This is a genomic window from Pseudomonas sp. GW821-FHT03E01 (genome assembly GCF_059420765.1).
Genome location: NZ_JBWKUI010000004.1, coordinates 1 through 21,488 on the forward strand (window position 1 = coordinate 1; position 21,488 = coordinate 21,488).

The window sequence follows — 21,488 nt, forward strand, 5'->3', positions numbered from 1 at the left end:
GGCGGAGTGTCAGTCGATATTGTTGTTAACTGACACTCCGCCTTCGCGGGCAAGCCTCGCTCCTACAGGGTTTAATCAGGCTGGGTGATTTGGAAGCTCGGCTGCGACGATGGCTCGCGCCGAATCATCCGCGTCATCTTCCACTCAAACGCCAGCGTCAGGCTCACCGCCGCACACGCCAGCCCCAGCGCCAACCCCCACCAGACGCCCGTCGGCCCCCAGTTCAGATGGAAGGCCATCCACCAGGCGGCCGGCGCACCAATCAGCCAATAGCAGCCCAAACCTACCAGGAACGTGGTCTTGGCATCCTTGAGTCCGCGAATGCAGCCCATGGCAATGGTTTGCGTGCCGTCGAACAGCTCGAACCACGCCGCCACCGCCAACAAGCTCACGGCCAGTTCGATGACCGGGCGAAACGCCGGGTCGTTGTGGTCGAGGAACAAGCCGATCAGCTGATTCGGCAGTAGCCAGAAGACCATCGCGAACCCCAGCATCGACACCGCCCCGAAGGCGATCCCGACCCGTCCGGCCAGCCGCGCATCCAGCAATTGCCCGGCGCCGTAATGCTGGCCGATGCGCATGGTGATCGCGTAGGAAAGCCCCGCCGGCACCATGAACGCCACCGAGACGATTTGCAGGGCGATCTGGTGCGCCGCCAGTTGCGTGCTGCCCATGGTGCCCATGCACAGCGCGGCGAAGGCAAACAGGCCGACTTCCACCGCATAGGTGCCGCCAATCGGCAGGCCCAGGCGCCACAATTCCTTCAAGTACTGACGATTGGGCCGCGACAGCCCCTGGCGCAACGGATAAGCGTCATAGGCCGGGTGCCGACGAATGTGCAGCGCGAGCGCCAGCGCCATCAGGTTGGCCACGATCGCTGTGACCAGACCGATGCCCATCAGGCCCATTTTCGGCAGGCCGAACATGCCGGTGATCAACGCATAGTTGAGCAGGAAGTTGGCCACGGTGCCGCCGAGGCTGATGACCATCACCGGCGTCGCCCGGCCGATGGCGCTGGTGAAGCCGCGCAGTGCCATGAAACTCAGGTAGCCGGGCAGGGCGAACGGCAGGATCAACAGAAACTGGCCGGCGGCCTGGACGTTGGTTGCGGTCTGGCCGAACAGCAGCAACACCGGTTTGAGGTTCCACAGCAGCAGACCCGCCACCAGCGCCATCAACCAGGCCAGCCACAAACCGGCCTGGGTCAGCCGCGCTGCGCCGATGATGTCGCCCGCGCCCTGACGAATTGCCACCAGGGTGCCGACCGCCGCGATCACGCCGATGCAGAAGATCGACACGAACGAATACGTCGCCGCGCCCAGACCGCCGCCGGCCAGCGCCTCGGGACTCAGGCGCGCCATCATCAAGGTGTCGGTGAGGACCATCAACATGTGCGCCAACTGCGAGGCAATCAACGGCCCCGCCAGCCGCAGGATGGCCCAGAGTTCAATACGCGCTGGATGCTGCATGATCATCACGCTCGATTGTCAGAGAGAACAGGAAGCGTCGATTCTCGGCGCTCTGCGGGGTTTCCACAAAGGGATAAAAAGGATGGGTAGCATGATTAAAACTCATGCTCGGGACTTTCTGATAAGTTGAGGCAATCGCGCTATAGGAGGTTTCCCAATGTCTCGTCGTCTCCCTCCCTTGTATGCCCTTCGAGCATTCGAAGCGGCGGCGCGGCATAGTTCGTTTACCCGCGCCGCCGAAGAGTTGTCGATCACGCAAAGTGCGGTCAGCCGGCACATTCGTACGCTCGAAGAGCATTTCGCCTGTCGGCTGTTTCATCGCAGCGGGCGCAACCTGCAACTGACCGAATCGGCGCGGCTGATCCTGCCGGGCATTCGCGAAGGCTTCACCGCCCTTGAGCGGGCCTGCAACACCTTGCGCGCCGAAGACGACATCCTGCGCATGAAAGCCCCGTCGACCCTGACCATGCGCTGGCTGTTGGCGCGGCTCAGTCGCTTTCGCCACCTGCGACCGGGGAACGAGGTGCAATTGACCAGCGCCTGGATGGACGTCGATACGGTGGACTTCAACCATGAACCCTTTGACTGCGCCGTCATCCTCAGCAACGGGCATTTTCCACCGGACTGGGAGACGACTTTGCTGTTCCCCGAAGAGTTGATTCCGGTGGGCGCGCCGAATCTGCTGAAGGATCAACCGTGGGACGTTGCGCGCCTGGCCAGCACCGAACTGCTGCACCCGACGCCGGACCGCCGTGACTGGCGCAACTGGCTGGAGCGCATGGGCCTGAGCGATCAGGTCTCGCTCAAGGGCGGGCAGGTGTTCGACACCTTGGAGCTGGGCATGATCGCTGCCGCCCGTGGCTACGGCGTGTCCATGGGTGATTTGCTGATGGTGGCGGAGGATGTCGCGCAGGGACGTCTGAGTTTGCCGTGGCCGACGGCCGTCGCCAGTGGTGAGAATTATTACCTGGTCTGGCCGAAAACCCGCCCGGGAGGTGAACGTTTGCGCCGGCTCAGCGATTTCCTGCAAGGCGAAGTCCGGGCCATGGAATTACCGGATGTCGAACGCCTGGGTTGAATCGATGGAGCCGCTGCGATGGCGGCCTTGAGCCATATCCCCGTTAATCACTCAAGTATTCGGCTTTGCCGCCGAAAATCTGCTGATGGAACCTTCGTACCAGGCTCCACGTTTTCCCCTCTATCAGAAATTTAGCCGAGTGCGACGGGATCAGGATGATCCGGCCCACTGGGTCAGGAGCTGTCATGTCTCAACCTCGTGCTCGGATTGCCTCACAGCTGGGTCTTGCGCTTGCCGTGATACTGGCGATTGTCATCAGCGGCAGCACCGTGTTTGCCCTGCGCTCGCTGGACGCCGCCAACCTCGCCACCCGCGAAGAGCACCTGGCCAGCGAGGCGCGGCTGCTGGCCGATCAGCTGAGCACGTTCCACGGCACGTTGCGTGAGAGTACCCAGCGCCTCAGCGGCCTGTTCGAGAAGCGCTTCAGCGCCGGTTTGAGCGTGCATCCGGATGAGCCGGTGACCGTGGCGGGCGTGCAGACCCCGGGCCTGCACCTGGGTGGCGAAGTGTTGAACAACAACTTCAAGGAAGTGGATGAGTTCAAGCAAATGACTGCCGGCGTTGCGACGCTGTTCGTGCGCAGTGGCGAAGACTTCATCCGGGTCAGCACGTCCCTGAGCAAACAGGACGGCACCCGGGCCATCGGCACATTGCTGGATCACGCTCACCCGGCTTATGCGCGCTTGATGGCCGGGCAGAGCTACGTCGGTCGCGCCTTGCTCTTCGAACGGTCCTACATGACTCAGTACACCCCCGTACGCGACAGCGGCGGTAAGGTGATTGCCGTGCTGTTCGTGGGATTCGATTACACCGACGCCCAGAACGCCCAGTTCGAAAACCTCAAGCGCTTCCGCATCGGCCAGACCGGCTCCCTGGCGTTGCTCGATGAGCAGAACAAATGGCTGGTGCCGATCGCCGGTGTGCAAGCATTGGACGTGGCCGTCCCGGCCATCGTCGGTCTGGCCAAGACACCGGGCAAGGGCGATTTCTGGAGCGACAAGTCGCAAGACTTCTACAGCATTGCCGTGCCGTTCGAAGGCGGCCCATGGTCGGTGGTGGCGAGCATGCCGAAAGCGGAAATCCGCGCGGTGACCTGGAGCGTCGGCATTCGCCTGGCCATCGGCAGCCTGTTGGCGATGTTGCTGGCGGTGGGTTCGGCGGTCTGGTTGTTGCGCAGCAAACTGGCGCCGCTGGGGGATCTGGTGCGTCAGGCCGAAGCCTTGGGTGCCGGTGATTTGAGCGTGCGCCTGAACGTGTCGAGCAACGACGAAATCGGTCAGTTGGCCCGCGCTTTCAACCAGATGAGCCAGGCCTTGTCGACCATGGTCGAGCACATTCGTAGAGCCTCGGAAGAGGTCAACAGCCGCGCCCAGGCGTTGTCCGGTCTGTCTGGCGGTGCCTATGAAGGGATGGAGCAGCAGTCCGGCGAAATCACCAGCATGGCCGGCGCCGTGGAAGAATTCAGCGCCACCTCGCTGAACATCGCCGACAACATGGGCAACACCCAGCGCCTGGCGCAGGAAAACGCACAGCAAACCCAGATCGGTCGTACGTCGATGGACGAAGCGTCCTCATCCCTGGAGCAAATCGCCGGTGCGCTGAACAGCACCGCGACGGTAATCAACACCTTGGGTCAGCGCTCCCAGGAAATCGGCGGCATCGTCGGGGTGATCACCGCGATCGCCGAGCAAACCAATTTGCTGGCGCTCAACGCTGCCATCGAAGCCGCCCGTGCCGGTGAACAAGGTCGTGGGTTTGCGGTGGTGGCCGATGAGGTGCGCAACCTGGCTTCACGCACTCGCCAGGCCACTGACGAAATTTCCGGGATGATCCAAAGTATCCAGCAGGAAACCGGCAACGCGATCAGCACCATGGAGCAGGGTAACGTGCTGATGCAGGAAGGCTTGTCGCGCAACGCCAACGTCGCCTCAGCCCTGGCGCGAATCGATGAGCAAAGTCGCTCGGCCGGTCAGCAATTCGCCGCCATCACCACCGCGACCCAGGAGCAAAGCAGCACCGCGACCTTGCTCAGCAGCAACCTGCAAAGCATTGCCTTGGCGAACAGTGAGCAGCGGGAAGTGGTGTCGAACCTGGCGGTGACTGCCAAAGAGCTGGAGAAGCTCGCGGCGGACTTGCGGCATGAGGTTGACCGGTTCCGCTAAGGCACCTCCGAAACAGCCATCGCGAGCAGGCTCGCGATGGCATCAACTCGATTCTGCGCGTTATCCACAAGCCCCGTATCGACGATCATTTGGCATTTGCCGTCGTGATCTCGATTTTTATGCTTGCTGAAACGTTTCTTCAAGTTTATAAAAATGGCACAACTCCAAGAAAGGCTGCTGCCATGACCCCGCTCAAACTCTTCGTTGCCCTCAGCGCACTGTCCGCTGCTTCCCACGCCATGGCCTGGGATTACGTCCTGCTCGATACCGACAAAGCCGCCCAGAACTGGCAGATCACCAGCCAGCAACTCGGCGTGAAAACCGACAAACCCTTCTCCGTGACCCTGCGCACCTTGCATGGCGGTCGGCAGGAGGGCGTCAGCATTGTCGACATCGATAATGGCGCGATGAAACTCTCGGTGGTGCCGACTCGCGGCATGAACGTGCTGCAAGCTTCGGTCGGCAATGTGCGCATGGGCTGGGATTCGCCGGTCAAGGAAGTGGTCAACCCGTCCTTCATCGAACTCAACGGTCGCGGTGGCCTGGGCTGGCTGGAAGGTTTCAATGAACTGGTCACCCGCTGCGGCTACGAATGGGTCGGCCATCCCGGCATGGACAATGGCGAGCTGCTGACCCTGCACGGTCGCGCCGCCAACATCCCGGCCAACAAAGTCACCCTGCACATTGATGAAAAACCGCCATACGCCATCAGCCTGCGCGGTGAACTGAAAGAGCAGGCATTCAAGAAGGTCGACTTCTCCGTCGCAACCGAACTGGTCACCGACCCCGGCAGCGTTGTGTTCGCCCTCAACGACACTCTGACCAACAACGGTGATTATCCGAAGGAATACCAAGCGCTGTATCACAGCAACTTCAGCACCCCGTTCCTGGAACAGGGCGCCCGCTTCGCCGCGCCGGTGAAGCAGGTGTCGCCGTTCAACGACAAAGCCAAGGGCGATTTGCCGGACTGGCAAACCTACCGCGCACCGACCAAGGACTACGACGAAACGGTTTACAACGTGGTGCCGTATGCCGATGCCAAGGGCGATACGTTGACCGTGCTGCATAACAAGGCCGGCAGCCTGGGTGTCTCGGTCGGCTTCAACACTCAAACACTGCCGGTGTTCTCCCTGTGGAAAAATACCGATACCCAGGGCCAGGGCTATGTTACGGGGCTGGAGCCGGGAACGAGCTTTTCCTATAACCGCCGGTATCAGCGGCCACTGAACCTGGTGCCGACAATTGCGCCGAAGGAACAGAAGCAGTTCCGTATCAGCTACAGCTTGTTGGCGGATAAGGCGGCTGTGGATAAGGCGTTGAAACGGGTGAGCGAGATTCAGGGCGGGCGCGAGACTGAAGTGCGGCAGACGCCGTTGGTTGATCTGACCAAGGGGTGATACGGACTAGAGCGTTGTTGGCCGATATTGCAGCGCTTCGGCCAGGTGTTCGCGTCTGATCCCGTCAGCCTGCTCAAGGTCCGCCAGCGTGCGCGCGACCTTGAGCAGTCGATGGGCCGCTCGCAACGACAGCGTTAAACGCTCGCAGGCGGATTCCAGCCAGTTTTCATCGGCTGTGGATAACTTACAGTGCCGGCGTAGGCCTGGCAGGTCGAGGAAGGCATTGGCGCAACTCTGGCGTTTGTGTTGCCGCTCTCTTGCATCAGCAACCAACTCGGCGGCGGTGGCTGTATCGTCGCCGGGATTCAACGCAGGATTCAACGCCGTGGCCTCACGAGCAACCGTCAGGTGCAGATCGATGCGGTCCAGCAGCGGCCCCGACAGTTTGTTGCGATAGCGCTGCACCATGTCCGGCGTGCAGGAACAACGACCACTTGGCTCGCCAAGATATCCACAGGGGCAGGGATTCATCGCAGCCACCAATTGAAAGCGCGCCGGAAAGCGAACGCGGTCCTTGGCGCGGGAAATCACGATGTGGCCGGATTCCAATGGCTCTCTCAACACCTCCAATACCTTGCGATCAAACTCTGGAAGCTCATCGAGGAACAACACGCCATGGTGGGCGAGGGTGATTTCGCCGGGTTGCGGTTTCGAGCCGCCACCCACCAGTGCCGGGCCTGAGGCGGAGTGGTGTGGCTGTCGGAAGGGACGCTGTGGCCAATGACTCAACGGCACACAACTGGCGACCGATTGAATCGCCGCGACTTCCAGTGCTTCGCTCTCGGCCAATGGCGGTAACAACCCCGGCAGACGACTCGCCAACAACGTTTTCCCCGTCCCCGGCGGACCGCTGAACAGCAGGTTATGAGCCCCCGCCGCTGCAATCAGCAAGGCTCGCTTGGCCGCAAGTTGTCCCTGAACTTCATTCAAGTCGGGATAGGGTTTGCTGGCGTAGAGCAAACCGTTGGAAGCGTAGGGTTCGATGGGCGTGTGACCATTGAAATGCGCGACCGCTTGAAGCAGATGATCCACCGCAATCACCTTCAACCCCGACGCCAGGCAGGCTTCTTCAGCGTTCGCTCGCGGGACTACCAGCGTGCGCCCGGCCTTGCGCGCCGCCAGCGCCGCCGGCAACACCCCGCGAACCGCACGCACCGCGCCCGACAGCGCCAGCTCTCCCAGGCACTCCACGTCATCCAGCGTCAACGTCGGCACTTGCACACTGGCCGACAGAATCCCCAAGGCAATCGCCAGATCGAAACGCCCGCCATCCTTCGGCAAATCGGCGGGAGCGAGATTCAAGGTGATGCGCCGCGCTGGAAATTGCAGCCCCGAATTGATGATCGCGCTACGCACCCGATCCTTGCTTTCCTTCACCGCCGCCTCGGGCAGCCCGACCATGGTCAGCGACGGCAAGCCGTTAGCCAGATGCACTTCGACGGTGACGGCGGGCGCATCCACGCCGACTTGGGCGCGGCTGTGGACGATGGATAGGGACATGGTCGTTCCTTGAGCTGACGGGGAACCGCTTCCTGCGGGTTTTTTAAAGCGTAGTAGGAGAGGGGCGCTTTAACGTGGCAGAAGAGCCGCCAAACTTTCGCAGGATGTTGCTGGGGCCGGTGAGTTGATTCCAGCCAGTTAAGCCATAACACGATCCGTAGCAGCTGGCGGAGCCGGCGCACGGCTGCGCAGCAGTCGTAAAATCAGATCACGCGGTGGATCAGGCAGACCGTACAACTTGGATTTACGACTGCTGCGCAGTCGAACGCAGCCTTCGGCAGCTGCTACAAAGGTTACGTCGCGGCTGGTATTTGGGCGTAATCAACCGAGGAGCTAGATTTCTTTGTAGGACCGGGCCTGGATAGATGAAGGACTTCGGTGAAAGAGTTCGGACGCTCTTGTCGGATCGGGGGGGATGCTTATGATCACAGCTGATCAAGCCCTAAGGAGGGGAGATGAGCAATTCTGGAATGCGGCCGATTCATCCTGGCGAAATCCTTGAAAAGGAGTTTCTAGAGCCTCTGGGCATTACGGCGACTGGTCTGGCTAGCGTGTTGAATGAAGGCACGGATGAAGTGAGTGCCCTTTTCATGCAGGAGAGAGGTATTAGTCCTGAGCTCACAAAGAAGCTATCGCGCTACCTGAAAACCACGCCCGGATTCTGGTTAAAACTGCAATCGACCTACGATCAGCGCAGGGCCGAAATCGAGCGTGGTTGAGCTTCGGGTACTTAAAAAGACTGCAGCGTCCGCGAAGCACGCTTGAACGATGGTTCCCACGCTCTGCGTGGGAACCATCCCGTGACGCTCTGCGTCACATCTGGAGCGTCCCTGGCGGCGTTCCCACGCAGAGCACGGGAACGATCAGGTTACTCGGCGTCAGCAGGTGGATTGAGCTTCGCTTCCAGCTCCGCCACTTTCGCCTCCAAGCTCTCCAACCGGGCGCGGGTCCGCGCCAGCACAACCATCTGGCTGTCGAATTCTTCACGGCTCACCAAGTCCAGCTTGCTGAAGCCGCTCTGCAACAAAGCCTTGAACTGGCTTTCGATTTCGCTTTTCGGCAGTGGGGTGTCGCCGCTGAAGAGGCGGGAGGCGGTGCCGCTCAGGGCGTCGAGGAAGTCTTTGGGCGCGAGCATGGGAAATGTCCTGTCAACAATGGCGGGCAGTGTACCACGCAGTGTCTATAGTCAATCTCGAAGGCTGGGATGCACGCTTTTCGCGCATGCGAGTGGAGAGCCACGCACTGTTGTTGTGCGTAACCGTGGCGTCAATCGGCTGGAGAGGCCTGCGTTAGCGGCCAAGGGCTTGAAATCAATGGCTTTTGGATAGATGGCAAGCTTTCTGCTTAGTCGCTGGTGACCCATGCACTGATGCAGTCGCTGTGACGAATGCAGTGCGCCAAGCGGAACGGGGGAAGTTTCGTGCGGAGTGGTTAGCTGGCGTCGGACGGGCAGGTAAAGCCGACGATGCGTTACAAAGCCAGGCACTGCGCTTAGACTTGAGTCGGGTTTGTTTTCCTGGGGCAAGTCCACCAATTCGGGAGAGAGTTTTCATGAAGCTAGTCACTGCCATCATCAAGCCGTTCAAACTGGACGACGTGCGCGAGTCGCTGTCCGAGATCGGCGTGCAGGGCATTACCGTTACTGAGGTCAAAGGCTTCGGTCGGCAGAAGGGTCACACCGAGCTGTATCGCGGCGCGGAGTACGTGGTCGATTTTCTGCCTAAGGTGAAGATCGATGTCGCCATTGACGACAAGGATCTGGACCGGGTTATCGAGGCGATAACCAAGGCCGCCAACACCGGCAAGATCGGTGACGGCAAGATCTTCGTGGTCAATCTGGAACAGGCGATTCGCATCCGTACCGGCGAAACCGATACCGACGCAATCTAAGCCGCCACAAACCCAACGCCCCAGGAGAAAACAAAATGACTCTGCGTAAATTCGCAGGGCTAGGAGCCCTGTTGTCCATCGTAATGCCTGGCCTGGCCATGGCGGCAGATCCGGTGGCGCCTCCAGTCCTCAATTCCGGCGATACCGCCTGGATGATGACCTCGACAGCCCTTGTGCTGTTCATGACCATCCCCGGCCTCGCGCTGTTCTACGGCGGCATGGTTCGTTCCAAAAACGTTCTTTCGTTGATGATGCAATGCTTCGCCATTACCGGCCTGGTCACCATCCTGTGGTTCCTTTACGGCTACAGCATGGCGTTTGACACAACGGGTATGGAAGCTAACGTCGTCAACCTCAATTCGTTTGTCGGCAGCTTCGCCAAGGCATTCCTCGCCGGCATCACGCCTGCCAGTATTACCGGCCCCGCGGCGCTGTTTCCCGAGGCGGTGTTTGTCACCTATCAGATGACCTTCGCCATCATCACCCCCGCGCTGATCGTCGGTGCTTTCGCCGAGCGGATGAAGTTCTCCGCAATGCTGGTGTTCATGGGGATCTGGTTCACCCTGGTTTACGCGCCGATTGCGCACATGGTCTGGAGCGGTCCGGGTTCGCTTTTGGGCGACTGGGGCGTGCTCGACTTCGCAGGCGGCACCGTGGTGCACATCAACGCCGGTGTGGCCGGGCTGATCGCCTGTCTGGTACTGGGCAAGCGTAAAGGCTTCCCAACCACCCCGATGGCTCCGCACAACCTCGGCTATACCCTGATGGGTGCCGCGATGCTCTGGGTTGGCTGGTTCGGTTTCAACGCCGGTTCCGCTGCCGCAGCCAACGGCACTGCCGGTATGGCCATGCTGGTGACTCAGATCGCTACCGCCGCCGCAGCCTTGGGCTGGATGTTTGCCGAGTGGCTGACCCACGGTAAACCGAGCGCACTGGGTATCGCTTCGGGCGTGGTGGCCGGTCTGGTTGCGATCACTCCGGCGGCGGGTACCGTTGGCCCGATGGGCTCGATGATCATCGGTCTGGCAGCGGGCGTGGTGTGCTTCTTCTGCGCCACGACTCTGAAACGCAAAATGGGTTACGACGACTCCCTCGACGCTTTTGGCGTGCACGGTATCGGCGGTATCCTCGGCGCGATCCTGACGGGTGTGTTCGCTGCACCGTCCCTGGGTGGTTTCGGCACCGTCACCGACATCGCGGCTCAAGTCTGGATTCAGTGCAAAGGCGTGGGCTTCACGGTGATCTACACCGCGATCGTCACCTTCATCATCCTCAAGGTGCTGGACGCTGTCATGGGTCTGCGCATCACCGAGGAAGAAGAAGCAGTCGGCATCGATCTGGCGCTGCACAACGAACGCGGCTACAACTTGTAAGCACGCCTATAAAAAATGCCCGGCTTGCCGGGTATTTTTTTGTCTTGATTTTGTCAGTGAAGGAAAGGCTGAAAGGTTTTTTCATACACGTTCAGGGGCGTTTACAACGGGTGTTTTTCTGCGGCCAATGGCTTACACGATTGAAGGAATATTAGGGCCTTTGTTTTTTCCCAGAGCGCGCTAGAATGCGCCCCGAACGTGCGGAGAACTGTATGTGGCAACAGACTCTGATTACCCTGCGGGCACGGCCCCGGGGCTTTCATCTGGTAACGGACGAGTTACTCGCCGGCTTGCCTGAACTCAAGGCGTGTCGGGTCGGTCTGTTGCATTTGTGGCTACAGCATACCTCGGCGTCGTTGACCATCAACGAGAACGCCGATCCGGCGGTACGTCGCGACTTCGAACGATTTTTCAATCGTCTGATCCCACAAGGAACGGACGACTATGAGCATAACGACGAAGGCCAGGACGACCTCCCGGCGCACTTCAAGGCCAGCGTACTTGGCTGTCAGCTCAGTTTGCCGATCTCGGCAGGCCGACTGGCGTTGGGAACCTGGCAAGGCGTTTATCTGGGCGAGCACCGTGATCATGGCGGTGCCCGTAAAGTCCTCGCCACCGTGCACGGTGAAGGGGAATAAACCGCTGGTCACCAGCGGTGGTTGAATTTTTTCCGGCGGCCTTCGACAGAAGGCAAAGCTGGGCTATAACTAATCTGCTTTTCGCAAGTCATGAGGTAGAACATGAGCGACGATGATCTGGAAAACGACGACCTCGAAGTAGGCGACGACGACGAAACCGAAGAAGGCCTGGAAGCGGCGGCTGAAGACGTCGCTGAAGACGACGGCGGTGATGTGCCCGTTCCGACTGCCAAAGGCAAAGCCAAGGCAGCGGTATCGGTCGATGAGCTGCCGAGCGTTGAAGCCAAGAACAAGGAACGCGATGCCCTGGCCAAGGCCATGGAAGAGTTTCTGGCACGGGGCGGCAAGGTGCAGGAAGTGGAGGCCAATGTGGTCGCCGATCCTCCCAAGAAGCCTGATAACAAGTACGGCAGCCGGCCTATCTAAGCGCCTGCTTCCTGCTTGCTGAAAAAAGCCCGCCGTCGCTGCGGGCTTTTTCATGGGTGAAAATCAAAAGATCGCAGCACCTCAAATATCGACTGAGTTCCAGCGGGCGAGCAGTGCAGGCAACTCGGTCAAACTGCGAATCTCGGCATCCGGCGCCTTCTCGGCTTCCCACACTTTGCCCGCCGGGTTAAACCAGATCGCTCGCAACCCCGCCTGCTGTGCTCCGGCAATGTCATCGCCAGGATGATCGCCGATATGCACCGCGGTTTCGGCGGTCGCGCCGCCCCGTTGCAACGCTTCATGAAACAGTCGCGCATCCGGTTTGGCGATGCCGATGTCTTCGGCGCACAGGGCAAACCTGAAGTAATCCGCCAGGCCCAGTCGGCGCACATCGGCGTTGCCGTTGGTCACTACACCGAGGGCGTAGTGCTTGGCGAGTGTCTCCAGCGTCGGCTCGACTTCGGGGAAAACTTCCAATTGATGCCGGGCATGCAGAAACACTTCAAAACTTTGATCAGCCAGGTCTGAGGCTTGACCATGGTCGTAACCAGCCTCTTCCAGAGCATGAAAAAGTACCCGCCGACGCAGCGCACTGATTCGGTGCTTGAGGTTCGGCTCGTTGCTCAACACCCGCTCGCGAATCGACCACAAATGCTCCACCGGCACCGCGCCCAGGTTCGGCGCATGCTCGGTCAGCCATTCACGCAATATGGCTTCGGCGCTGGCGATTACCGGGGCGGTGTCCCACAGGGTGTCGTCGAGGTCGAAGGTGATCAGTTGGATGGTCATGAATCATCGCCTTTAATGCGTTTGGCCCGTGGATGGGCGCTGTCGTAGACCGTCGCCAGGTGCTGGAAGTCCAGATGGGTGTAGATTTGGGTGGTCTTGATGTCTGAGTGGCCGAGTAGCTCTTGCACGGCGCGCAAGTCCTGAGAGGACTCCAGCAAATGGCTGGCGAAAGAGTGTCGCAACATGTGCGGGTGCAGGTTCTGCCCCAGCTCGCGCTCGCCGGCGGCCTTGACCCGCACCTGAATCGCCCGAGGACCGAGGCGCCGACCTTGCTGGCTGACAAACACTGCGTCGTCCGCCGGGTTGGTCATGGCCCGCAACGGCAGCCACAGTTCCAGTGCTTCACGAGCCTTTTGGCCCACTGGCAACAGCCGGGTCTTGCTGCCTTTACCGAGGACCTGGACCATGCCGTCAGCCAGGTCCAGCTGATCGAGGTTGAGCCCGGTCAGCTCGGAAAGGCGCAAGCCGGAGGAATAGAACAACTCCAGAATCGCCTGATCCCGACGGGCCAGAAAATCATCCTCCACCGCGCCTTCCAGCAGTTGCAGCGCACGGTCGGTATCGAGGGTTTTCGGCAGACGACGCTCGCCTTTGGGCGGTGCCAGGCCGTTGGCCGGATCGTGGTCGCATAGGCCTTCGCGGTTCAGATAATGATAGAGCCCGCGCACCGCCGACAGTAGCCGTGCCAGGCTACGGGACGATTGGCCTTGTGCATGCAAGCGGGCGATCAGGCTGCGCAGCCGCTGGATATCCAGTGCGGCCCAGCTGCCGATGTTCTGTTTGACGCACCAGCCAAGCACTTTGTCGAGGTCGCGGCGGTAGGCGTACAGCGTATGCGGCGACACTTGCCGCTCACTGCGCAGGTGTTCGCAGTAAGCGTCCAGTTGCCGTTCCACGATCAGCGTACCGAGCGCAGGGAGTTGTTGACCCGTGGCAGTACGCGACCCATGACTTCGGCGATGTAGCTGAGGAACAATGTGCCCACCGAACTCTTGTAGTGCTGCGGATCGCGGCTGGCGATGGCCAGAACACCGTGGATGCCCTGGTGGCTGATGGCGACGACGGCGGTGGAGCCGATCTGCTTGCGCTGTTCTTCGCCGAACAGGAAGTCCAGTTCATGCTCACGCAGGCTGCCGCAGACGCTCTTGTCTTCCGAGAGCAGGCCGCCGATGGCCGTTTGTGCGTCGGCGTGGGTGACCCAGCGGCCTACCGGCATCGGGTTGTCGCCCAGCAGGATCAGGCTGACGAAGGGCACCTGAAAGTCCTGGCGCAGGCTGTCTTCGACGCCGATCACCACGTCATCCAGGCTGGTCGCGTCCATCAACGTGAGAATCAGACGGCGGGTCTTGTCGAACAGGCGATCGTTGTCGCGGGCCACGTCCATCAAGTGCGAGAGACGATGACGCAACTCGATGTTGCGATCGCGCAGAATTGTCATCTGGCGTTCGACCAGCGAAATGGTGTCGCCGCGCTGGTGCGGAATGCGCAGGGCCGGGAGCAGTTCTTCATGCTCGATGAAGAAATCCGGATGAGCCTCCAGGTACGCGGCAATCGCCGCCGCCTCAAGGCTTTCGGAAGGGGATTCGTCGGGCTGTAGGGCGGGAACCTGGGGCTTGTCGGTCATGGATTTCGCTCACTCAAAGACGCACTTGTCCTTCGTATACGCGTACTGCCGGGCCGGTCATCATGACCGGTTGGCCAGGGCCTGCCCATTCAATGGACAGGCGCCCGCCGGGCAGGTCGATCAATAGCGGCGAATCCATCCACCCCTGGCTGATCGCGGCCACCGCGGCAGCACAAGCGCCGGTTCCGCAGGCCTGGGTTTCCCCGGCCCCGCGTTCCCAGACGCGCAACTGCGCGCGGTTCCGGTCGATGACCTGGAGAAAACCGACATTGACCCGTGCCGGAAAGCGCGGGTGATGTTCGATTTTCGGCCCCAGTTCATGCACCGGTGCTTTGTTGATGTCGTTGACCCGCAACACGGCATGGGGGTTGCCCATGGACACCGCAGCCAGTTCGACCATGGTGCCGTCGACGTCGACCTGATAGCTCAGGGCCTGGCTTGGGGCTTCGAACGGAATCTCGGCCGGCACCAGGCGCGGGGCGCCCATGTTGACGCTGATCTGGCCATCGTTGCGGATGTCCAGTTCGATGATGCCGCTTTTGGTCTCGACGCGAATCTGCCGCTTGGCGGTCAGGCGCTTGTCGAGCACGAAGCGGGCGAAGCATCGAGCGCCGTTACCGCACTGTTCCACTTCGGAGCCGTCGGCGTTGAAGATCCGATAGCGGAAATCCACGTCCGGGTTGCTGGGCGCCTCGACGATCAGCAACTGGTCGAACCCGATGCCGGTGTGCCGATCGCCCCATTGCTTGGCATGCTTGGGCAGAATGTGCGCGTGCTGGCTGACCAGGTCGAGAACCATGAAGTCATTGCCCAGGCCGTGCATCTTGGTAAAACGCAGCAGCATGGGGTTACTCCGGCAGCAGGCTTTCGCCAGCAAACAACTCGGCTACCGTCTCGCGGCGACGCACTTCAATTGCCTGATCACCGTCCACCAACACTTCAGCGGCGCGGCCGCGAGTGTTGTAGTTGGAACTCATGACAAACCCGTAGGCACCGGCCGAATGCACGGCCAGCAGGTCGCCTTCTTCCAGCGCCAGTTGACGATCCTTGGCCAGGAAGTCGCCGGTTTCGCAGATCGGGCCGACGATGTCGTAAGCACGCGCGGCGGTATCGCGAGGGCGCACGGCGGTAACGTCCATCCAGGCCTGGTACAGCGCCGGGCGGATCAGGTCGTTCATGGCCGCATCGACGATGGCGAAGTCTTTGTGTTCGGTGTGCTTGAGGTACTCGACCTGGGTCAGCAGCACGCCGGCGTTGGCAACGATGAAGCGGCCTGGCTCGAACACCAGCGCCAGGTCACGACCGTCGAGACGTTCGCGCACGGCCTTGATGTAGTCGGCGGCCAATGGCGGCTCTTCATCGCGATAACGCACGCCCAGACCGCCACCCAGATCGATGTGGCGCAGGTAGATGCCGCAATCGCCGAGGCGGTCGACCAGGCCCAGCAGGCGGTCGAGGGCATCGATGAAGGGCGGCAGGGTGGTCAGTTGCGAGCCGATGTGGCAATCGACGCCGACCACTTCCAGGTTAGGCAGTTGCGCGGCGCGGACGTACACGTCTTCGGCGTCGGCGATGGCGATGCCGAACTTGTTTTCTTTGAGACCGGTGGAAATGTACGGGTGCGTGCCGGCATCGACGTCCGGGTTGACGCGCAGCGAGATCGGCGCGCGAACGCCCAGCTCGGCGGCGACTACTTGCAGACGCTCGAGCTCGTCGGTGGATTCGACGTTGAAGCAGTGCACGCCGACTTCCAGGGCGCGACGCATGTCGTCACGGGTCTTGCCGACACCGGAGAACACGATCTTTTCGGGGCTGCCGCCAGCGGCCAGTACACGCTCCAGCTCGCCACGGGAAACGATGTCGAAACCGGCGCCCAAACGGGCCAGGACATTCAGTACACCCAGGTTGGAGTTGGCCTTGACCGCAAAGCAGACCAGGTGAGACGTGCCGGCCAGCGCATCGGCGTAAGCCAGGTACTGGGCTTCGATGTGGGCACGGGAGTAGACGTAGGTCGGTGTACCAAAGCGTTCGGCGATGGCGGACAGGGCAACACCTTCCGCGAACAGCTCACCGTCACGGTAGTTAAAAGCGTCCATGGCGTTCCCTTATTGGTAGACGTCGTGTTTGTGTGCTTTCGACGGAGACTGTTGCGACGACTTGGCCTGCTCTGCAGGATCCTGGCTGTCATCGGGCAGGTACAGCGGGCCTTTTTGACCACAGGCCGATACCAGGCAGGCAACCGCGACGAGCGCAGCAAGGGAAGAGATCAGGCGCTTCATGGCGAAATCCTTGAAAATGCGTTAATTGCGCCGGAGTATACCGGCCACCCGGCAGCTTGCCTATGTGACGCGGCTCCCGTCCGGCGGGCCTTTGACTGTGGCGCAGTAACTTGTCTTGCGTTGCGCAGGGATATTTCGTACCGCACCTCGTCCTTGGTGGTTATTCTTTGCAATCATCGGGGCTCGCCCGTATCTTGCGGCGCTTGAGCGTGAGTAGACACTTTTTGAGGTTCCCGTAATGAGTTTGACTGAAGCCCGTTTTCACGACCTGGTCGATGCCACCCAGCAGACGCTGGAGGATATTTTCGATGAGAGTGACCTGGATATCGATCTGGAGAGCTCGGCCGGTGTGCTCACCGTCAAGTTTGAAAACGGCAGCCAGTTGATCTTCAGTCGCCAGGAGCCGTTGCGGCAATTGTGGTTGGCGGCGGTGTCCGGCGGTTTCCACTTCGACTATGACGAAGAGAGCAAGCGCTGGATGTGTGACAAGAGCGACGAGCAACTGGGTGAGATGCTCGAGCGCATCGTCAAGCAGCAAGCCGACGTCGAACTCGATTTCGAAGGTCTGTGAGATCGTGACCCAGCCTGCGCCCGTTCGCCCGCCCAAACCGCTCTATAGCAACGTCAGCCCGGCAGTGCCTTCGCCGTGCAGCGGTGTGTGCCGGCTGGATGAGCAGAAGGTTTGCCTGGGGTGTTTTCGGCATGTCGAAGATATCCGCGAATGGCGCTCGGCCGATGATGAGCGGCGGCGGGTGATTTGTGCGCAGGCTGTACAACGCAAGATCTTGGCTTAAGGGCTTTTGTGGCGAGGGAGCTTGCTCCCGCTCGGGTGCGAAGCAGCCGCAAGGTTTTTAGGGCCGCTCCGCGCCCCAGCGGGAGCAATCTCCCTCGCCACAATGGTCAGCGCTGGGCCGTGGTCGCCCCCGGCTTGTTTATTTATTGAGCTGTGATAGTGTCCAGATACGCCTCAACCCATCGAGGCTCGTGAAAACCCCGCCTTTTTCTGGCGGGGTTTTGCTTTTTTCGTGCAGAAGAAAGGAGTCTGCCCTGATCATGACCGCACCTTCCATCACCCTTACCCGTCTGGACGTGCAACGTCTGGAGCGCCTGATCGACAGCCTGGATGACTCGCTGCCGGGCGTTATCGCGCTGCAAACCGAACTGGATCGCGCCGATACCCTGGTCGGTCACGAAGAGGTGCCGGCCGATGTCGTGACCATGAATTCTAAAGTGCATTGCCGCGAAGAAAGCAGTGGCAAGGACTACCACCTGACCCTGGTCTACCCCAAGGATGCCAACGCCGACGAAGGCAGGATTTCCATTCTGGCGCCGGTGGGCAGTGCGTTGCTCGGCCTGAAGGTTGGCCAGCACATCGACTGGCCGGCACCGGGTGGCAAGACCCTCAAACTGACCCTGCTGGAAGTTGAATCGCAGCCTGCCAATGGCGGCGCGTTCCCGGAATGAACCCCTCAGACCTGCTCGAGCGCCTCGTTCAATGCGCGCTCCAGGTCGGCCTTGTAGCGCAAATACAGATTGCTTGAACTCTGACCATCACCGAGCAGGCCCGACAGGTCCAGGTCGGTGATGTAGCAGCGATAGCGTTCGGTCTCGCGGCGCTGCTCGACGATTTCCCGGGCGACCACGCTGAACAGTTGGTCGCCATGTTCCAGCTCTGAAAATTCCCGCTGATTGCAATACAGCGTTACTTGCACCTGTCCTGGTGCGGCTTTGCCGACGATCGCCTGCACGTCATAGAACGGTTTGTTGACCGGGGTTTGCGGCGCCGGTCGGGCTTCGACCCGACGCGCCCGTGCGGAGCCTGAAGGCAATAACTGGTAATACAAAGTCTCCAGGCTCAGCGGCTGGGCGGCGTCCATCGGTAGCAAGGCGTCGCGCCGGTACTGGATCGATTGCAGGAAACGTTGCAGCGGCACCAGCAGGCTTTGTTCGTCGTGATAGGGCAAGCGTTGTTGCCACAAGGCATTGAACTCATCCAGTACGTACAGATCGGCCTGGTGTTCGTTGATCCGGTAGAACACCTGAACGCAGTCGGGTTGCCCCATGGGCAGGATCAGCGCCAGGTCGTGGTCTTCCAGTGCCATCGGGTCCAGATGCAGCGGGCTGTAGCTCGCCAGCTCTTCGCCGAGGTAGTCAAACAGTGCCGGCAGCGTGGCGAGCGCAACGTGATTGACCTGGCCGGGCACCAGCTCCAGCACGTGGTAATGCTGCTGGACCTGAATCAGGTAACGATGATTGAGTTTGCTCAGCAGCAGGTTTTGCGCGGTGTCGAGAACTTCTTCGACCCGTCGGGCAATGAATTGCGCGCGGTTGTGGCAGAAGCAACGGACCCGCAGCTTGGGCTGCTGTGGCCCGTCCGGCAGGTTGTTGAGGTAATCGCGCAGGCAGTCGAGCAGGGCGTGGGGGCCGTCAAAGCGGCTGACCAGCACCTCGTTCCAGCTGTTTAGCGTGACCTGATCCAGGGTCAGCACCAGATTTTCCCGCACGCCGGCGTAGCTCAGGGAGTCGGTGCGCTCGGTGGTCATCAAGATGTTCATGTCGCGATGGTGCTTGAGCGGATCAACGCCGACGTTCACCAGAATCAGTATTTCGCTCGGCACGCTGGCGCGCAGCAAAGGCTCTTCGGCGACGGTAGTCAGAGGCAGGGCGATGCTTTGTTGCAGGCTGCCGAGCAGGTTGAACAGTTCGAATTCGCTCAAGTCGCTGGTGCCGGGGTGCAGGGCCAGGCGGGTGCTGCTGTCGATCACGCCGTTACGGTGGCACCAGGTGAGCAGCTCGAGTAACTGGCGGCTGCGCTTGATCGGCGCAAAATGCTCCCACTCGTGAGCGGTCAGGCTGCCGTTGTACAAACCCCATTGGGTTTGCCCCGGCTCTCTCTTGTTCGGGGCTTGCACCAGCGTCAGGGTGTCTTCGGCCAGATCGGGGGCGATGCCCGGGTTGATGCATTCGACCTTGTCGGCCTTGCGCTCGAAGGCCGCGTACAACCGCCGGCCCAGCACATTGAGGTCGCGCTTGTTGATCAGGCTGACGGTCTGCTCGTTACGGGCAAACTGTGTCAGGAAGCGGTAGCTGTAATTCAGTTCGCCGACCAAGGCACGGCGCTCGGCGCTGACCTGGCGGACTTTCCACTGGCTGCGGCTGTCGAGCAACGCCAACTGACGCTGATCCCAATGCCATTCGTGGGCCAGACGTTCGAGCAGCGAACGCTGCCAGCTCTGGGTGCGACCGCTGCTGCCGGTGAGCTTGCGATTGACCTTCAGGTACAGCGCACGACGTACCAGTTCGAGCCGCTCCGGTTCGCCCCGAGCCGTGAGGTATTCCTCGATGCGCCGGTAAACCACCATGTACGGGTCCAGTTCATCGAGGTCCAGTCGATTGGCAAACACCGCCTGTTTGAAACGCAGGCTCAGGCAGTGGACTTTCGGGTGTTCACTGGCGTAGACCTCGGTCAGCAGCAGTTTGAGCACTGATTTGTAGGGCGATTCGATGCCTTTGAACAGCTGCCAGAGCCCGGCACCGATGAACTCCCCGGGAGGGATGTACGCCAGATGCCCCAGGTCCAGGGTTTCGTCGGCACGGATGAAGCGTTTGGAAAGCAGCGTGTGGGTGTAACGGTTGTACGCGGCCTCTTCGTAAACCGGCACCAGCCACCAGATGGGGGTGCGTCCGGCCAGCCAGATCGCGGTTCGATAGAACTCGTCCAGCAGCAGATAGTGCTGGGTGGTGCCACAGTCTTCCGAGCTCAACTGCGTATCGCGCTCGCCGAGCACGAAGCGGGCCGGGTCGATCAGGAAAAAGTGCGCCTCGGCGCCCTGGCTGGCGGCCCAGACTTCCAGCAACTGGCATTTCTTGCGCAGTTCAGCGAGCTCGCTTTCGCTCAGGTCCGGCCCATGACAGACCCACACGTCCATGTCGCTCTGATCGGCCTGGGCCAGAGTGCCGAGGCTGCCCATCAGGAACAGGCCGTGAATGGGGCGCGGCGGATTGCTGCCGTGGCGTGGTTTGTAGGAAAACGAGCGGGTCAGGCGTTGGGCTTCGGCGAGGGTGTTGGTATCGGGTTCGTAATTCGACAGGCCGGCCGGGGTGCTACCCGAAACGTAACCCGGCAATAGCGGATGATTGACGTGGAAAAACAGCGGCAGCAGGGTCAGCACCGTTTGCTGGCGGGTCGACAACCCTTCCATCGCACGGGCCATGCGACCCTCGTTGAGCTTCAGGAAACGGGCGCGCAGCTGGCTGAGAACCTTGCGATCGATTCCCTCGTCCAGATCGGGGCGGATTTCATGGGTGCGGGTCATGTCAGCTCAATCCGGCTCGCGGGGCTCGGACGCAGGAGGGCTCAGGGTGAGGGGCAGTTTAGCGCCTCGGCCCCGGGACTTTTAAGCTGATTTTGTTTTCCTGGCGTCAGATTTCTATCGTTTGGCGACGGCAGGTAACAGGGCCAGTCATCAAGTGTGCCCGCGGAAATCCCGTGACAGAGCTTTCCGTGGGCTACGCAGTGATGCTCAGGCTGTTTCCCGCACGGACAGAATGGTGAGAACGGTTTGCACGTTTTGTGCGGCGTCACGCCCCAGGCTGGTCAGATAACCGCCATCGGGCTGGGTGATCAATTCTTTGTCGAACAGTCTTTGTGCGGCGGCAATGGCTTTCGGGGCAGCGGTCTGATGAATTTTCAAACCTTCCTGGGAACTGTCCAGGTTGAAGAGTGCGAGGATTTCCAGTTCGGCAACCAACTCAGGGGTAAGCGACATAAGGACTCCAGACTTTCTAGGAATTAGACGATAGCGTCCCTAAGGTGAACCCGTCGGTGAGGCATGTCCAGTGCTGGCAACAGGGTTTTTCTCC

22 protein-coding genes are annotated in these 21,488 nt (G+C 60.7%); 11 read left to right on the forward strand and 11 right to left on the reverse strand.

What is annotated here, in order from left to right; genetic code table 11:
• Positions 1-71 precede the first annotated feature (71 nt).
• Positions 72-1,469, reverse strand: a complete 1,398-nt coding sequence (locus AC07VO_RS07770) for a NorM family multidrug efflux MATE transporter (RefSeq protein ID WP_018927512.1) — start codon at positions 1,467-1,469, stop codon at positions 72-74.
• A gap of 157 nt (positions 1,470-1,626) precedes the next feature.
• On the opposite strand from AC07VO_RS07770, the gene AC07VO_RS07775 reads away from it, so the two are divergent.
• The 3 genes from AC07VO_RS07775 to AC07VO_RS07785 all read left to right on the forward strand — a co-directional run bounded on the left by AC07VO_RS07775 (position 1,627) and on the right by AC07VO_RS07785 (position 6,106).
• Positions 1,627-2,547 (forward strand): LysR substrate-binding domain-containing protein, encoded by a 921-nt coding sequence (locus AC07VO_RS07775; protein ID WP_019580487.1) that lies wholly within the window; start codon positions 1,627-1,629, stop codon positions 2,545-2,547.
• A 185-nt stretch (positions 2,548-2,732) separates the two neighbouring features.
• Complete coding sequence (locus AC07VO_RS07780; protein WP_086944353.1) at positions 2,733-4,709, forward strand: methyl-accepting chemotaxis protein; 1,977 nt, start codon at positions 2,733-2,735, stop codon at positions 4,707-4,709.
• A 182-nt stretch (positions 4,710-4,891) separates the two neighbouring features.
• Positions 4,892-6,106, forward strand: coding sequence for an aldose 1-epimerase family protein (locus AC07VO_RS07785; protein WP_018927517.1), 1,215 nt, complete (start codon positions 4,892-4,894; stop codon positions 6,104-6,106).
• A gap of 6 nt (positions 6,107-6,112) precedes the next feature.
• Here AC07VO_RS07785 and AC07VO_RS07790 read toward each other — a convergent pair whose 3' ends face one another.
• Entirely contained in the window at positions 6,113-7,606 is a 1,494-nt protein-coding gene (locus AC07VO_RS07790; RefSeq protein WP_086944354.1) for a YifB family Mg chelatase-like AAA ATPase, read from the reverse strand.
• A 455-nt stretch (positions 7,607-8,061) separates the two neighbouring features.
• Between AC07VO_RS07790 and AC07VO_RS07795 the strand changes: the two genes are divergently transcribed.
• Complete coding sequence (locus tag AC07VO_RS07795) at positions 8,062-8,325, forward strand: HigA family addiction module antitoxin (protein WP_086944355.1); 264 nt, start codon at positions 8,062-8,064, stop codon at positions 8,323-8,325.
• A gap of 149 nt (positions 8,326-8,474) precedes the next feature.
• Here the strand turns inward: AC07VO_RS07795 and AC07VO_RS07800 are convergent, their stop codons facing one another.
• The gene (locus tag AC07VO_RS07800) at positions 8,475-8,741 is read right to left on the reverse strand and encodes an accessory factor UbiK family protein (RefSeq protein WP_007894783.1); all 267 of its coding nucleotides are present in this window, start codon (positions 8,739-8,741) and stop codon (positions 8,475-8,477) included.
• A gap of 416 nt (positions 8,742-9,157) precedes the next feature.
• Here AC07VO_RS07800 and glnK point away from each other — a divergent pair, with 416 nt between their 5' ends.
• From glnK to sutA, 4 genes are all read left to right on the forward strand, one after another.
• Positions 9,158-9,496: a P-II family nitrogen regulator gene (gene glnK / locus AC07VO_RS07805; protein ID WP_002555808.1), complete on the forward strand. Its 339-nt coding sequence runs from the start codon at positions 9,158-9,160 to the stop codon at positions 9,494-9,496.
• 35 nt (positions 9,497-9,531) lie between these two features.
• Positions 9,532-10,869, forward strand: coding sequence for an ammonium transporter (locus tag AC07VO_RS07810; protein WP_018927528.1), 1,338 nt, complete (start codon positions 9,532-9,534; stop codon positions 10,867-10,869).
• Between the two features lie 212 nt (positions 10,870-11,081).
• Positions 11,082-11,507, forward strand: a complete 426-nt coding sequence (locus AC07VO_RS07815) for a secondary thiamine-phosphate synthase enzyme YjbQ (protein WP_018927529.1) — start codon at positions 11,082-11,084, stop codon at positions 11,505-11,507.
• A gap of 102 nt (positions 11,508-11,609) precedes the next feature.
• Positions 11,610-11,933 carry a dormancy-specific transcriptional regulator SutA gene (gene sutA / locus AC07VO_RS07820; RefSeq protein ID WP_018927530.1) on the forward strand — a complete coding sequence of 108 codons (324 nt, stop codon included), beginning with the start codon at positions 11,610-11,612 and terminating at the stop codon, positions 11,931-11,933.
• An 81-nt stretch (positions 11,934-12,014) separates the two neighbouring features.
• Here sutA and AC07VO_RS07825 read toward each other — a convergent pair whose 3' ends face one another.
• Genes AC07VO_RS07825 through lptM form a run of 6 tightly spaced genes read right to left on the reverse strand, consistent with a single transcriptional unit; the run spans position 12,015 to position 16,625 of the window.
• Positions 12,015-12,722 (reverse strand): HAD family hydrolase, encoded by a 708-nt coding sequence (locus tag AC07VO_RS07825; RefSeq protein ID WP_019650117.1) that lies wholly within the window; start codon positions 12,720-12,722, stop codon positions 12,015-12,017.
• Positions 12,719-13,618, reverse strand: a complete 900-nt coding sequence (gene xerC, locus AC07VO_RS07830; protein ID WP_019580498.1) for a tyrosine recombinase XerC — start codon at positions 13,616-13,618, stop codon at positions 12,719-12,721. Before xerC ends, AC07VO_RS07825 begins: the two co-directional genes overlap by 4 nt.
• 2 nt (positions 13,619-13,620) lie before the next feature.
• Positions 13,621-14,346 carry a DUF484 family protein gene (locus tag AC07VO_RS07835; RefSeq protein WP_064621066.1) on the reverse strand — a complete coding sequence of 242 codons (726 nt, stop codon included), beginning with the start codon at positions 14,344-14,346 and terminating at the stop codon, positions 13,621-13,623.
• A gap of 13 nt (positions 14,347-14,359) precedes the next feature.
• On the reverse strand, positions 14,360-15,190 hold the full coding sequence (dapF, locus tag AC07VO_RS07840) for a diaminopimelate epimerase (protein ID WP_018927533.1): 831 nt from the start codon (positions 15,188-15,190) through the stop codon (positions 14,360-14,362).
• A 4-nt stretch (positions 15,191-15,194) separates the two neighbouring features.
• Positions 15,195-16,442: a diaminopimelate decarboxylase gene (gene lysA, locus AC07VO_RS07845; RefSeq protein WP_018927534.1), complete on the reverse strand. Its 1,248-nt coding sequence runs from the start codon at positions 16,440-16,442 to the stop codon at positions 15,195-15,197.
• Between the two features lie 9 nt (positions 16,443-16,451).
• Positions 16,452-16,625: an LPS translocon maturation chaperone LptM gene (gene lptM / locus AC07VO_RS07850; RefSeq protein WP_007941283.1), complete on the reverse strand. Its 174-nt coding sequence runs from the start codon at positions 16,623-16,625 to the stop codon at positions 16,452-16,454.
• Positions 16,626-16,863: 238 nt separating this feature from the next.
• On the opposite strand from lptM, the gene cyaY reads away from it, so the two are divergent.
• The 3 genes from cyaY to rnk all read left to right on the forward strand — a co-directional run bounded on the left by cyaY (position 16,864) and on the right by rnk (position 18,089).
• Positions 16,864-17,196: an iron donor protein CyaY gene (gene cyaY / locus AC07VO_RS07855; RefSeq protein WP_018927535.1), complete on the forward strand. Its 333-nt coding sequence runs from the start codon at positions 16,864-16,866 to the stop codon at positions 17,194-17,196.
• Positions 17,197-17,200: 4 nt separating this feature from the next.
• The gene (locus tag AC07VO_RS07860) at positions 17,201-17,419 is read left to right on the forward strand and encodes a DUF1289 domain-containing protein (RefSeq protein ID WP_081625749.1); all 219 of its coding nucleotides are present in this window, start codon (positions 17,201-17,203) and stop codon (positions 17,417-17,419) included.
• Between the two features lie 259 nt (positions 17,420-17,678).
• Positions 17,679-18,089 (forward strand): nucleoside diphosphate kinase regulator, encoded by a 411-nt coding sequence (gene rnk / locus AC07VO_RS07865; protein ID WP_007941285.1) that lies wholly within the window; start codon positions 17,679-17,681, stop codon positions 18,087-18,089.
• A 5-nt stretch (positions 18,090-18,094) separates the two neighbouring features.
• On the opposite strand, the gene AC07VO_RS07870 is transcribed toward rnk, so the two are convergent.
• Together AC07VO_RS07870 and AC07VO_RS07875 are read right to left on the reverse strand one after the other, a co-directional pair.
• Positions 18,095-20,941 (reverse strand): class I adenylate cyclase, encoded by a 2,847-nt coding sequence (locus tag AC07VO_RS07870; protein ID WP_086944356.1) that lies wholly within the window; start codon positions 20,939-20,941, stop codon positions 18,095-18,097.
• A gap of 207 nt (positions 20,942-21,148) precedes the next feature.
• Positions 21,149-21,394: a TIGR02647 family protein gene (locus AC07VO_RS07875; protein WP_007894898.1), complete on the reverse strand. Its 246-nt coding sequence runs from the start codon at positions 21,392-21,394 to the stop codon at positions 21,149-21,151.
• Positions 21,395-21,488 lie beyond the last annotated feature (94 nt).

Bases quoted from the DNA above. Each gene is read 5' to 3' on its own strand.
- AC07VO_RS07770 (WP_018927512.1), bottom strand. From the start codon at position 1,469: ATGCAGCATCCAGCGCGTATTGAACTCTGGGCCATCCTGCGGCTGGCG.
- AC07VO_RS07775 (WP_019580487.1), top strand. From the start codon at position 1,627: ATGTCTCGTCGTCTCCCTCCCTTGTATGCCCTTCGAGCATTCGAAGCG.
- AC07VO_RS07780 (WP_086944353.1), top strand. From the start codon at position 2,733: ATGTCTCAACCTCGTGCTCGGATTGCCTCACAGCTGGGTCTTGCGCTT.
- AC07VO_RS07785 (WP_018927517.1), top strand. From the start codon at position 4,892: ATGACCCCGCTCAAACTCTTCGTTGCCCTCAGCGCACTGTCCGCTGCT.
- AC07VO_RS07790 (WP_086944354.1), bottom strand. From the start codon at position 7,606: ATGTCCCTATCCATCGTCCACAGCCGCGCCCAAGTCGGCGTGGATGCG.
- AC07VO_RS07795 (WP_086944355.1), top strand. From the start codon at position 8,062: ATGAGCAATTCTGGAATGCGGCCGATTCATCCTGGCGAAATCCTTGAA.
- AC07VO_RS07800 (WP_007894783.1), bottom strand. From the start codon at position 8,741: ATGCTCGCGCCCAAAGACTTCCTCGACGCCCTGAGCGGCACCGCCTCC.
- glnK (WP_002555808.1), top strand. From the start codon at position 9,158: ATGAAGCTAGTCACTGCCATCATCAAGCCGTTCAAACTGGACGACGTG.
- AC07VO_RS07810 (WP_018927528.1), top strand. From the start codon at position 9,532: ATGACTCTGCGTAAATTCGCAGGGCTAGGAGCCCTGTTGTCCATCGTA.
- AC07VO_RS07815 (WP_018927529.1), top strand. From the start codon at position 11,082: ATGTGGCAACAGACTCTGATTACCCTGCGGGCACGGCCCCGGGGCTTT.
- sutA (WP_018927530.1), top strand. From the start codon at position 11,610: ATGAGCGACGATGATCTGGAAAACGACGACCTCGAAGTAGGCGACGAC.
- AC07VO_RS07825 (WP_019650117.1), bottom strand. From the start codon at position 12,722: ATGACCATCCAACTGATCACCTTCGACCTCGACGACACCCTGTGGGAC.
- AC07VO_RS07835 (WP_064621066.1), bottom strand. From the start codon at position 14,346: ATGACCGACAAGCCCCAGGTTCCCGCCCTACAGCCCGACGAATCCCCT.
- dapF (WP_018927533.1), bottom strand. From the start codon at position 15,190: ATGCTGCTGCGTTTTACCAAGATGCACGGCCTGGGCAATGACTTCATG.
- lysA (WP_018927534.1), bottom strand. From the start codon at position 16,442: ATGGACGCTTTTAACTACCGTGACGGTGAGCTGTTCGCGGAAGGTGTT.
- lptM (WP_007941283.1), bottom strand. From the start codon at position 16,625: ATGAAGCGCCTGATCTCTTCCCTTGCTGCGCTCGTCGCGGTTGCCTGC.
- cyaY (WP_018927535.1), top strand. From the start codon at position 16,864: ATGAGTTTGACTGAAGCCCGTTTTCACGACCTGGTCGATGCCACCCAG.
- rnk (WP_007941285.1), top strand. From the start codon at position 17,679: ATGACCGCACCTTCCATCACCCTTACCCGTCTGGACGTGCAACGTCTG.
- AC07VO_RS07870 (WP_086944356.1), bottom strand. From the start codon at position 20,941: ATGACCCGCACCCATGAAATCCGCCCCGATCTGGACGAGGGAATCGAT.
- AC07VO_RS07875 (WP_007894898.1), bottom strand. From the start codon at position 21,394: ATGTCGCTTACCCCTGAGTTGGTTGCCGAACTGGAAATCCTCGCACTC.